General features: G+C 54.3%; 11 protein-coding genes and 1 pseudogene. 3 read left to right on the top strand and 9 right to left on the bottom strand.

Annotation, left to right across the window (positions count from 1 at the left end):
• Positions 1 to 78 precede the first annotated feature (78 nt).
• A complete protein-coding gene (locus AACH87_RS00185; protein ID WP_338796677.1) occupies positions 79 to 507 on the bottom strand; it encodes a hypothetical protein in 429 nt (142 codons plus the stop codon).
• A gap of 967 nt (positions 508 to 1,474) precedes the next feature.
• A complete protein-coding gene (locus AACH87_RS00180; RefSeq protein WP_338796675.1) occupies positions 1,475 to 2,569 on the bottom strand; it encodes a hypothetical protein in 1,095 nt (364 codons plus the stop codon).
• 472 nt (positions 2,570 to 3,041) lie between these two features.
• Between AACH87_RS00180 and AACH87_RS00175 the strand changes: the two are divergent.
• A pseudogene (locus AACH87_RS00175) lies at positions 3,042 to 3,371 on the top strand (helix-turn-helix domain-containing protein); the annotation flags it as partial.
• A 387-nt stretch (positions 3,372 to 3,758) separates the two neighbouring features.
• On the opposite strand, the gene AACH87_RS00170 reads toward AACH87_RS00175, so the two are convergent.
• The 4 genes from AACH87_RS00170 to AACH87_RS00155 form a co-directional block, all read right to left on the bottom strand.
• Positions 3,759 to 5,129, bottom strand: a complete 1,371-nt coding sequence (locus AACH87_RS00170) for a hypothetical protein (protein WP_338796674.1) — start codon at positions 5,127 to 5,129, stop codon at positions 3,759 to 3,761.
• A 23-nt stretch (positions 5,130 to 5,152) separates the two neighbouring features.
• On the bottom strand, positions 5,153 to 5,824 hold the full coding sequence (locus tag AACH87_RS00165; RefSeq protein ID WP_338796673.1) for a DUF6445 family protein: 672 nt from the start codon (positions 5,822 to 5,824) through the stop codon (positions 5,153 to 5,155).
• Positions 5,824 to 6,060: a hypothetical protein gene (locus tag AACH87_RS00160; RefSeq protein ID WP_338796672.1), complete on the bottom strand. Its 237-nt coding sequence runs from the start codon at positions 6,058 to 6,060 to the stop codon at positions 5,824 to 5,826. Before AACH87_RS00160 ends, AACH87_RS00165 begins: the two co-directional genes overlap by 1 nt.
• Before the next feature lie 1,111 nt (positions 6,061 to 7,171).
• A complete protein-coding gene (locus tag AACH87_RS00155; RefSeq protein ID WP_338799059.1) occupies positions 7,172 to 7,879 on the bottom strand; it encodes a DNA/RNA non-specific endonuclease in 708 nt (235 codons plus the stop codon).
• Positions 7,880 to 8,000: 121 nt separating this feature from the next.
• On the opposite strand from AACH87_RS00155, the gene AACH87_RS00150 reads away from it, so the two are divergent.
• Positions 8,001 to 8,411, top strand: a complete 411-nt coding sequence (locus tag AACH87_RS00150; RefSeq protein WP_338799058.1) for an XRE family transcriptional regulator — start codon at positions 8,001 to 8,003, stop codon at positions 8,409 to 8,411.
• Positions 8,412 to 8,464: 53 nt separating this feature from the next.
• Positions 8,465 to 8,986, top strand: a complete 522-nt coding sequence (locus AACH87_RS00145; protein WP_338799057.1) for an HAD domain-containing protein — start codon at positions 8,465 to 8,467, stop codon at positions 8,984 to 8,986.
• 253 nt (positions 8,987 to 9,239) lie between these two features.
• Here the strand turns inward: AACH87_RS00145 and AACH87_RS00140 are convergent, their stop codons facing one another.
• From AACH87_RS00140 to AACH87_RS00130, 3 genes are all read right to left on the bottom strand, one after another.
• Positions 9,240 to 9,692 carry an HAD domain-containing protein gene (locus AACH87_RS00140; RefSeq protein WP_338796671.1) on the bottom strand — a complete coding sequence of 151 codons (453 nt, stop codon included), beginning with the start codon at positions 9,690 to 9,692 and terminating at the stop codon, positions 9,240 to 9,242.
• A gap of 306 nt (positions 9,693 to 9,998) precedes the next feature.
• Positions 9,999 to 11,360: a hypothetical protein gene (locus tag AACH87_RS00135; protein ID WP_338796670.1), complete on the bottom strand. Its 1,362-nt coding sequence runs from the start codon at positions 11,358 to 11,360 to the stop codon at positions 9,999 to 10,001.
• 280 nt (positions 11,361 to 11,640) lie between these two features.
• Positions 11,641 to 12,123, bottom strand: coding sequence for a GNAT family N-acetyltransferase (locus tag AACH87_RS00130; protein ID WP_338796669.1), 483 nt, complete (start codon positions 12,121 to 12,123; stop codon positions 11,641 to 11,643).
• Positions 12,124 to 12,154: the final 31 nt, after the last annotated feature.

The raw sequence follows: 12,154 nt of genomic DNA, 5'->3' as shown, positions 1-12,154 counted from the left end.
CGGCAACACCACACTACCAGCGTCATCATCTGTTGGCGATGAAGTCCTCTCTTTGCAATCACACGTCTCCGAATTTATTCAAGGTGCCAAACTGATTTTGACAATCCATTCATGTTGTCCTGCCAACGTAGCTGGGGCGATTGCGATGAGTTTGAAGATGCCTAGTACGGGCAAGGCTTGTGGTGACGCGTCACTGTTTGCAATTGGGGACGCGTGCAAAGCAGGGGAGCGCCGAGCATTGCGTTGCTTCTGCTGTTGCCGATTGGCCGCGGTGTATTCGGGGTGTGATTCACGGTAGCGGCGCCAGTAATCTGGATGATCCCTGCGCCAACTAGACTGAGCCTGAGCCTGGTTCTCGTGATAGTCATCGTCGGTCTTGCGCTTTGTCTTTTGCCACAAGCGTTTGCGTGACTGTTGGCACTCTGCTTTCGCGCAGTACAACTGGCGAGGGGTTTGGGGTCGGGGTTCAAACGACTCCCCGCACGCGTTGCACCAGCGCTTTTCCATGGTGAACCTCCAGTCAGAACAGGAAGGGAGATTTAATTTCAGGATGGATGCTTTGAGTGTTAATTTCCAGGGAGGACTGGCCGTCTAGTGGGTGGGCTGCCACTTCTAAGCTGAAATCAACGCTCTAGGGCATGCTGCTAATGCCTGTTATCGACCAGCGGAGTGGACTCTTCATGGGTGATTGAAAAGGGCCGCAGCGAAGTCCTGAGCCCTATCCAATTTCCCCCGGGATATCTAGCTCCTGCGAACTAGCTTTTTCCGGTAGCTTGACCCGACGGGGCCATTGGGCAGCAATCGGTGAACTGTTGATACAAGTGCGTCACCTTGTCCATTCGGCGTTGAGATCCCATGAGCATGGCAAGCATTCGGTAAGCCATGTGCATGAGCCCACTGGAGACTCGAATGAGATTCAGTGCCATCTCCACCGGAAATCCCTCACGCACACGGCGAAGCGGGTGAATCCCGCTGTGGACATACGAGTTCAAGGCGTGTCGTGAATACTCGTTGAACTCCGCCAGATGCGCAGTCAACCCTGCCGGGGCTGCTTTCAACACCTTTGAGAGCATCTCATTAGCACTCGGGAGATTTTTGGCTGCAAGCTCGGCTTCCGGAGTCAGTTCCCTGCCTAGCTTTTCGACCTGGGCGGGAGTTGCCGCGAAGAGGAGCCATGAGGCCCTCAGCAGAGCCTCATATTGAAGGCGCAGAACTCCGCATGCTGAGCTCGGAGCGTCAATGGAAAATGCAGTTCTTACTACCCTGGAATGCTCAATGCACAGGTGGCATGCGCTCAATGCCAACTGGTTTTGTTCGGACTCAATTGCCAAGACCACACCTGTCGAGGGAAAGCAGGCAAGTATGGCGTCCTCGAACTCGTCGGACCGATCTGCGAGCGTCAGTACGGGATCGTCGCAAAGAGAGTCTTGCGGAGCGGAATAATAGCCAGTCAAAGCACAGTCTCCAGCGATGTTTAGTCGATCTGGAAACGTTCTTTGAGGCGTGCCACGGTATGTACCCATTTGGGTGAGGTGGGCCTTGCAACGGTGTTCTGGTTCCCGAAGAAGCCCTTTTCTTTGATCGCGTTGGCGACTGGCACAGTCTTTATCCACTTCACAGGCACCATGTACTCCGCGTTTTCCGGACTTTCCGCGTACTTGGTTCGGGTGGCGATGACGGCATCGGTGTCTATGATTTTTTTGGTTTGCCCTTTCTCATCAATCGTGAATTCATCTATGGGTACCCTAGGACCTGTCACCTCTCCGACTCCGACATATCCTGTGCCGGGGATGTTCACCCAGACACGATTTCCGGGAGACAACATCTGTAGTGTGTTGCTGTACCAGGTCCCACCTCCACCCGCAATAAACCCATATTTATGAGCCTCTTCCCACTCGCGACTTTCTCCCGCGTAGGAAACGTAGTATTCCCCGTTCCAATGACTGTTGGCCGGGGCATCGGATGAGTCGGATGCGTCTTCTGTAGGATCACGAAGCCAAGCGCGCGTGAGGTACTCGCGATCACCATCTTTGAACATCCGAAAGAAAACAGCATTGATATTGATGCCGTGGTGGCCCGCAAGGTACCCCACGATCCGTTCGGTGCTGTCATCTAAAGCACTGGCGACAATGATTAGCTCGTGCTCGGTGTTTAGCTCATCAAGCATTTCTTTCAAGCCGAACCGTTTGCAAAACGCCTGATCAAGGCTCATGCCTTTGTCGCTGGGGCGGTACTTTTCGACGTAGTTGCCCCATATGGATGCGATCTGATCGCTCTGCAGGCCAATGACCCAAGAACCGTAGTCCAGCACTTGGGCCACTACGTCGCGCGGTGTCATGTCGCGCTTGAGTTCAATGATTGCGAGGTTTCCGGCCCGGTCAATTGCTAAAAGATCGACATACTTCCCATAGTTGGTCTGTACTTGCCGGCCTATAACCATGAGATGGGGCGCAACCACTGCGATGTTCGCCTCAATCAGGTCTTCTAGCTTCTTCTCGTTAGCCATGGGCTGATGCAGCACAGCTTGCAACCCCTGATCAACTCGCCAAACACCAAGTTCAACAGGCATGTTCCGCTCTCCTTTTGTTGGCAATTATGGGACCCCGTAGATGCCCAGTGCAGCCCAGCGCTGACAGTACGCGGCTGCATTTCTTATGCATGCGAGCACGGTCAACTTCAGAAACCATATGCACTTGACCACAGAGCTCACAGCGAGGTGACCACACGTTCCACCTCTAGCTGACCGACCAGACTAGCGCTCGATGCCAGCCGCAGCTACGAAAGCATCGCAATGACACCTGCACTCCACCAAGCTTCAGATTCACTGCGAGGCAACTTTGCATAGACGAAGTGCGCTACGCCTCGAAGCTGAGTACGAGGCAGGAGCATGCTTCTCTCCGGTTTTGTCCGGGTCAGTTTAAAGTCCTAATCAGGCTGGGAGTTGCCGCTGGCAGGCGGCGCGTGAGTGTCAACAAAGTGCGGCGGATTCAACCGGTCGATGCAACACACTAACCACCGCCTAGGCGCAAGGAGTGTTGCAGATGAAACAGCGACCAAGAATCTACTACTCAGATACCCAGAAGGCGCTGATGTGGGAGCGCTGGAAGCAGGGCTGGACGCTGCATGAGATCGGCAAGCTCTTTGATCGCGCCCACTCGTCTATCTACCGAATAATCGCTGAAACAGGTGGATTCCGACCTCCTGAGCGATCACGCGCAGCGATTACATTGACGTTGGCAGAGCGCGAGGAGATCTCGCGGGCGATGGTGTCAGGCGATTCGATTCGCTCTATCGCAACTCGGCTAGGGCGATCACCATCGACCATTAGTCGAGAGATCAAGCGCAATGGCGACTGCGATGGCTACCGTGCGACCAGGCTCACGCTGCGCAGCCATCCGCTGACGCTCCAACGTGCGCGACTCCGGCGTTACGCCACGGCCACCAAGCTGGCCAAAGTGCCTAACAGCGTGCCGATTCGCTGCTGCGGAACCGTGGCCCTGCGTCAGAGTCTGCCTACTGCCATGGGCGTCCTCTTCATCAGCCTGGAAGACGAAACCGGAGCAGAACAGGTCATTGTGTGGGCCATCGTGCGCGATGAATATCGCGACGTCTTCGGACGGTCCAGTTGCCTTTTCGTCATGAGCGCTGGCAGCGCAGAGGCGACTCGTGCAATCTCACAACGTGCAGCGATCCTCGCTATTTGAAGTTGCGGCTCTTCACAGGTTTATCTCCGACGGGACCACAGTCGGAAAAGTAGCCTATCCCATATATGACGAAGTGTGGTCTTTGGAAACATACGGGGGATTGCAACAAAGTCGGTGAAGCACAGATTGGCTGTGCGAAAGACTGTCTTGCGTCAGCCATACGGCATCGCCGCCTCCTACTGGCCTTGCATGGATGGAAAGTGCGAAGCCCAATTTCTTCGCCAATCGCAAGCACTCATTAACATACAATTTCCTGAAATACCACCTATCGTACTCGTCCAGTGAAATAATTGCCAGCCTCATCGTGGCAACGGAACTGTTCCTTATTCCTCGGTCGCAAACAATATTAATTATTTCTAAATACTCTTCGCGAAGAAACTTGCTTGAAGATAATTGCCTGATGATAAAATGATTGTCAAGGTCCGGGCGAATATTGCTAAACATCGCCAAACTGAATTCTGTCTTGCCAAAATATGGTGTGCAGCAGTTTAGCGCTATCGTGGCGAGCACGAAGTATACGTACGACGGAACATCATTTTGTATCGCATCATGTGGTGAGCCAAATTTAGGCAGATTATCTAACGATGCCCATAAAACTGCAAGGCACCAACCGGTGGCCATTCCGAAGAAAGCAACTGCCAGACTCGCCGCAGAGCGCTGTCGGAATCTTGAGCGATCCACAAGCACTAGCGACATACCCGCGAACACCGCAATCGTTGCCATCGCGCCCGGCGTTAAGTCAGGCACACTGCCAATCATGACTATTGCCAACGCGTAGATCATCACCGAGAAATGTGCGTTGCCAGTGATTCCGAAGAGAAAGTGCAGCGGCAAGGCCGCGACCATAACGCCTGCGGGCGACGATGTAACGCACACCCCAACGAAAAGAAAAAACTCATAAACAACGATAAACCATGGTAATAGCGCTAGAAGCCAGCCAGCAGGTTGGAACGTGGACTTCTGAAAAAAAAAGGATTGCATATATGCATTGGCGCAACTGACATCCTTCGCAAAAAAACCGCTATTCAGCTTGTGAAAAAAGCCAAAAAAATAAACTAAGGCGAGCAAATATCCAATGGTTTTTTGCTGCGCCGTCTGACTTAGTGGCGACGTGGCCAACTCGCCAACGCAAATGGCAAGCAACCCAAGCACCAACATAAGGTGATTGGAAAGACGCCAGCGATGGCCGGCGCAATAGATCGCCCCAACTGTCGAGAGCGCAATGATGCTCAAAATATTGGGCGAGATCAGGACCCACACGCTGGAGATTGCTGTCAGAAAATGTACAAACGGCTTTGTCTTGCTGCCCAGGGAAAGTCCGAGCGCGGGCATAAAATCTACAGAATACGCGTCGCTTCCATCATTCGCATAGTAGTAGACTTCATGGAACAGCAAAGTCGCCGCGCATACCTGAGCGATATTCATCTTTTTGACGTGCTCTGGTGAACCTAGAGGTTAACCTCATGTGATCGCGAAGCGGGTGGGCGGCCACCTCTGGCAGATTTGAAGTTGAAGATCTGCACCAGTCTGCCGTCCGCCGGCCCCGATCCAAACCCCGGTGACTCAGCATGAAAGCATCGACTATCAAATGCAATTAGCCGATTGAATTTCATATCTGGGGCAGCAATAATGTCCCATTGGGAAAATTCGGTTGAATCGCGTAACAATTCAGCCTTCATCGATTGCTGCACCTGTGAGAAATGGTGAATATTCAGCCTTCTATGTTTGAGCAAGTATGTCCCAACTCGGGTTGATTCAAGTGGAGGCGAGCTCAAATACACGACGCCAACCCATTCGCCATCATTGTGAGAATGAACCCATCCAGGGTGCGGGTTCTGCTCCGTCCTGAGTTGGAATTCGCCGCATCCGGAATATCCCCAAAATTGCCGCAGGCGAGACACGGCTTCAACGTCCGGGACCACACCGAGTATTTCCCCGATTCGAACGAGACTGGAGATCGCTGAAGGATGCGGCAACGCCGACGTCAGTCCGTCAGTAGAGTTGTATATCGATCGCTCATAAGCGCAAGTTTTGGCGAAATCGACAATACCGCCGACGTCAGCATAGAAGTCATCTACGACCAGTATGCGGGGTAGATTCTCGCCGATCTCGTCGTTCATCAATCTTTCCAGTTAGGGCCTGCCATAAGGTCACTGATGCGGGTTTGAAGCCAATCTGGAAGCGGTCCTTTCTCTCGATAGATATCTTTCATTACCGTAACGAATGTCGGCTTGTCAATATCAAATCCCAATGCCTTCGATTTTTCGACGAGCTCGTCAAGAGACAACTCGGACGCTGAGTCAGCAAACAAGAACATGTCGACAAGGCGACGAACTTCGATATATTTGGTATTCATGAAGGAACTATTTCACTCCCAGTGACGGTCGTTCGGCAAAGCGTGACCAATTAATGGATTAACTCAGGAGACGTTATGTATTCCAAGCGCCAAGGGAGTTCCATTCGTAGATACCCGAGTTCCTCGCCGACATCTCTGAAAGGGATATTGCTGTGGGCCAGGCGGCGAGCTGAGCGAAAGACTTCCAGACAGGAGTGGGCGCCCGCGGACGTCACCGCCCATGCTGAGCGCTGTCGCTGTCTAGGGAGTGCTTCTGTGGTACGCGAACAAGACGTAAAAATTCAGCGGGTGTGCGGCGGCATCATCAGACAGCGAAGCTAGCTGCCAGATCGGTCGGGGAGAGCTTGACCCTTGCCGCCCCTGGATGACAGGGATGTGCTGAGGACCGGTCGCATGACGCGCAGAGCTGATCGACCGAGAACGCTGCGAAGCAGCCCTTCGACATGGCGCAAGCCGATCGTCTGGTTGATCTATATCGATGTCAGTAGTCCCCCTCGGAACCCGAGAGACATCATGAATATGGATCGCCTTTCCAGGGCCAATTCTGCCGATCCACTAACTAAAACCCTGTTGTGCAAGTCAACTGGATAAATTCCTGCTGCGCATCAATACCGAACTCATGATGTAGAAATAGACGGCAGGTCTATGTCAATTTAGACGGGGCCCCACACGGCTCAGGTCGGTTAACCCAGCCTGAGCGAAGTCGGTTTAGTTTCGCGGTATTTCTCGCCCTACGTTGAGAAACGAGGGTCTGCTACCTGGATTGCTTTCAGCGCGCATTCCCAACAAGCTTTGGTGAGCACTCTCTTGAGCCAAACCGTGTCCACCAATTCTTCGCGCAACCTGCGCCCCCCATTCATTCCAAGGTGTCGTTCACAACCACCATGGTGCGAGGGGACAAAGTGCACCTCCTCCCACAACTCTCCGGCTTCAAAGTGGGACAACGGGTCTTCTTTGCAATGCGAGACGGCGAGATCCGGATCCACCCCAAGCCCGTCAGAGTCGTTGGTGGGAGATTACTTTCCAGCCGTGTGCGCCATGCTGTGCGATCACTTGCCATGTGGGGCCCCAGAAAGCGTGTTCAGTGAGCGCTGGCATGTAGCCTCAACGCTCACCGGCCCGCTGTTGGCAAGAACTCCACGCCAGTACGCCGCACCAGCTCACGGTAGCTGATGGGCGCTGACACTCGCTCACCCTCCCGGTTCTCTTGCCAGTGGGCCCAGCTGCGACCAGTCGTGGCGTCGTACACGAGCTTGAAGAGGTAACGCGGAACGCGCACTCGTCCTTCTCCAATCGTAGGAGCATTGGGCTCAAACACCGGCCCCGTGATCACATACACATCGCCGCTCGCACGCAAAACGTATTTGCGGGTGTCCTGTTCAATCTTGGCCCAGGAACCACCGTTTTGTTGTGCGTTCTGGGGAACCATGTTTGCCAAAGAAAAACTCTGCGCCATGGAGGTAGGCGTGGCCATATCGCCAGCCGGTGCCATGTGCCCTCTCGAATATCCAGAATGCTTGTAGTCGCTGAGCTCGGCACGCTCCGCCGCAGGCAAACGTGCATCCGCAAAGAACTTGTCTGCTCTTCGTTCGTGCGCATCTTCAAGGCTCTTACGGTTGAGCCTCTGAGCCACATAGACGGGCGTCTTGGTCTCCCCACTGTGTAGGACCGCAAACGCTGCGTAGCAAAGCTCACGGAGTGCAGCTCTCTTGGGCACAACCGGTGGGCGACCGTCTGCAAAAAACTGACGGCATTCAGAAAAGCTCGTGGGGTGCGGAACCGTCAGCGGTGCTTGATCACTGAAGTGGCCACGGGCCAGAGCGGGAAACGAAACAGACAATGCCAGCGCAAGGACAAGCACTGGTCGGCAAACAGAAATATTCACAGGGTCTCGGGTTTCAAAGGGGCGCTGATTTGACCACCTTCCCAATTTGAAACGGGTGGATACACTGGTACGGACGGGGGTGAAAAGCGAGTGCATCCGTATGACAAGTGACCAAGTCTTGAGCAAAGGCGCTTTGAGAGCGGGCGAGCAGCTGGGCTTGACCCATGCCGAACTCGCCCAAGTGCTGCACCTTGATGCACAAGCGATCTCCGCCATGGAAGCAGGCGTCGAACTTCTCCGGGCAGACACACCTGCTGGCCAACGGGCCATTACACTGATCAAACTGCACCAAGCGTTGGCGGCCAACGTGGGTTTGGACGAACAGGCCGGAAAACGGTGGATGGCCTCGCACAACACAGCACTTGCAGGAACCCCAGCCTCGCTCATGCAGACCGAAGAAGGCATGAGGGCTGTCCTGGCATACCTGCAGAGCATGGAAGCTCCTCAAGGGGCTTGGCAGCTGTGAACAGCACCGGCTCTTCTCCCTACCTCCCAGCTTCCCCACCACGCAGTGCCGACGTGGTGTTGTACCTAGACCTGGATGGTGTGGTGCACCACGAGAAAGTGCTGTGGCATCCCAGCAAAGGGATCTTCATGAGCCCATACGAAGCAGCGGGGCACGTCTTGTTTGAATGGGTGCCGATTCTGGAGGCCGCCCTTGAGCCCTACCCAGAGGTGGCTTTGGTGCTCAGCAGTACCTGGTGTATCCGGCCAGGCTACAGCGCAACCCTCAAGCGGCTTCCATCCTCCTTGCGCACCCGCTTCATTGGCGGGACGTACCACAAGCGGGTGCATGGCGTAGACCCATGGAACCAGTCCATGTTCCGAAACATGTCACGGGGCGTGCAGGTGCAAGAGGATGCACGGCGCAGGAAACCACGGCAGTGGCTTGCTCTGGATGACGACGTGGAGGACTGGCCAGATGCATCAAGGCAGAATCTGATCGCTTGCGAGGGGAGAACAGGGCTGTCAGATCCGAAGGTTCAGAGAGAACTCAGAGAAAAGCTGCAGCGTTGTCATGCGGCGTTGGCTAAACAATAACGCTCCGGCGGGTCGACTTAAGTCACGACGGGCTGAAACTTAGCCCGTCATCCCTGCTGCAAATCCTGGGGGGCAGCTTCGCATACGAGGAGCCACTGCTTGGCCCATAGCATGCGCATGTTATCTACCAAGCGCATGTACAAGCCCCGGTAACGGGTCTTGCGAATCAGCATCGCCTCCCCGTTCACAGCAGCAACACAATCAGGTCCAAAAACGATAGTTAAGTTGCTTGTCAAACGACCTGCGCTACAGCTCAGAGCAACTGGCGGACCTTCTCATTCAATCGCTCTGCGGCCGTGGCGGTGAGTCCCGTTTTTCCATCCACCAAGAACAGCGATTTGCAAAATGGCCGGAACAACCATGAGCGGTCATCCAAGGCCAGCCAAGGTAGATAGGACAAGTCGTTTGCTTTGAGCCAGGCGTGACACTCGGCCTCCCGCTCGTAGCTCACAAGGGTAGAAGGAACATCAACCAGAGTATTGAAGCGTGGTGTGTCACCTATCACTCTGGCAGCGATGTCCGTAGAAAACCGCTCACGCAGTTGATCTAGCGGCTTTTGCAGCCGCCAGGTGCTGGTAATCACTACCTGCCACTCGGGCATTTTCCGGAGGGCGTCCTCCAGAACCGGTAGGCAACAGAAATGCTTGGACTCGTGGCAATGTTCGGGATGCAAGACCCCATCAAAGTCTAGAAACAGAATGGCCATAGTGATACCTCTGAAGGCATCCTAGAAGACGGAAAGCTCATGGGCAAGAAATGAGCAAGCTGTGCGTGATCTTCAACCCGTGGTGCGCGGCTTGCTGGGGTGCGGTTCTTTTGCCTCACCCCAGTGAAATCGGGCTTGGGCCTCATCACCCTCAAGGACTCGACAGCATTTACGTATGTCCTCGTTCGTTGCCATGGTAGTGCGTGCAGAGTTTCTATGTGGCGGTATCCCTGCTCAGTGGTCCACGCTTGAAACTTCTAGTCTGCTCTGCGCGGTGCAGGGCAATTTTTAGAGGTAGTACCCATGTCAAATCGCAAGCCAACACCTATCACGCGCGAAGCAGCGTCGAGAATCATGAAGAAAGAATCGGAGGCCAATGATGGTAAGACGCCAGCGAATTCGTTTTCGACGCGAGTAGACGCCCATCTTCAAAAGCAAGAGGCTGCGGCAAAGCGCAAACGCTTGGACTAGACATGGTGAACGGCGCTGCGCGAAGAGCGCAGCCTGATTCTGAAAAGCCTGCTCATACCTGCTTCTTATCTGGTTCTGTGCGTCTTTCCATGCAGGGGCAGCCCCAACCGTAGATGAAAGGACGAGGTCGCAGAGAAAAGTCAGAAGGCGGGCTACCCCAAATCTGTCCCTAAGCATGTCTCGTTTAGACGTTGACGATACCGCCATCAGGACTGCACTCACTGCTTGCGGAGGCATCGCCACTTCCTTCGAGCGCGCCCACTTTTTAAGTCGCTCGTGACTTACAGCGCTACCGCGATATTTCGCTCCACAGCGCAGTAAGGCGGTGCTCAACTCCCCAAGGTTTCGGCAGTCTGCGAATGAGCAGACGTCACGGAGCCAATGCCCGATGGGGCGGGCAGTATGGTCAAGCAGCTGCATCACGGAAGACCGAATCTCCGTACCTGGCTTCGCTTCAGCTTCAACCAGTTCGTATTCCAGCCTTGCAAGCGCCATCAAGGGAATCTCTATCGCTGCGACTGCTTGTATGGCCAGCTTGGGATTTAGATCAATCCATGCTTTAAGTGATTGACCGATCAACGGAACAAGGTGGGTTTCGGCTGCAGCGGTCTGCCCTGAGCGCATTAGGTTCTCGATGTAGAAAGCATGTTCATCACACGCCATCATCCAATGGCAGAGTTGTACAAGAGGGTCAGCGAGCTGTCGGCTACCGCTTGCTCGCAGGCCTCCAAGAAAGAGCTCCCAAGGAGAGCTTGGTGTTGAAATGGTGTACTCCGAATCATCGAGTGACCTTTCAATTTCGGCTTTCGGAAGCACCTTGAAGAGTGGTGCAAATTCCGTAAGGACTAGCCTCCTCAGTCCTGGCGAAAGCGTGTGCTCTTTTCTTGCCACATAGGCGAGCTTGCGCATTAAAGAAACCTGCCCCGGCGCTTCCTTGCGGAGCCAATCAATAATCCCAGCGCCAGTCGTCACCCGAAGGAGCGTTTCAGGCCCTAGCGCGAGCGACGAGGACATGCTCACTGGCAATCCCCCAAAAAGGGAAAGGGGCCGCTCCAACTTCAGTTGCGGGTGGCTGAGGAGCGCCAGTTCTGGCGATTTGGGACGGCGTCGCTTCGTCGGGGTGGCTCCTGGGGTTGTGGTCGCCAATTCCTCTGCTTGGTACTTGGGCGCTGAATCTCGCACAGTCTTCTCATTCATCGCGCGAATGTAGCAGTGCCGGTGTATTCCACCAGACGCTGAATACTAAATGCCGGAAGTTCGATCTTGGAGGTTACGCAGTCATCTGCGTAGCAGCCTGAAGCCATCGCATGACTGAATCGTGAGCCCGCCGCTGAGCACTAGCGCAACCGACTCAAGGGTCTAGGATTTCTCCGAACCTAAGGCCAGCCTTCTCTGAAAAGCTAACCTGTTGAACAGCGGCTTAATTGCTAGGCAGCCGAAGACAAAAATTTGGAGCCAGTGCAATCTGCGGCATCGCTCAAACGGCGTCACCGTCTGAAATTGTCCATACCCAATCTGGACAGCCCGGGTATTCCCTGCGTTCCTGTGGTTGTGCGCCTAGACGTTTGAAGAGCTGTTCGTATGCCTTCGAGTACTTGCGTTCACTGAAGACTATTTTCTCCACACCGAACTCTCGGCAAACTGCCGTAGCGAAACCACGCGCGAGGGCTTCGCCGAAGCCCTTACCCACGAGATCCTTTTCAACGGCAAAGTGTCCAACAATTGCGGTTCTGCTGCTGCGATTAAGTCGCCACTCGTGTATGTAGGCAATTGGCAGTCCACCGTTGATACGGATATACAGGTCGGGACACTCAGCGCCTGGGCCTAGAAGCGTCCCTATGCCTTTTTGCTCTTGATAACGACACGCGTACTCAAGCAGTTTGTGCTCTAACGCTTGTCGGATCGCTTCATCGTCCAAAACCTTTGGTTCAGGTGCTGCTTTTTGCCAAGGAAATTTCATTAGGTTTTCTCCGCATCTCTCCGACTGCACT

The organism is Acidovorax sp. DW039 (assembly GCF_037101375.1).
Taxonomy (GTDB): Bacteria; Pseudomonadota; Gammaproteobacteria; order Burkholderiales; family Burkholderiaceae_C; genus Acidovorax.
This window is presented reverse-complemented; position numbering and strand designations above follow the sequence as displayed.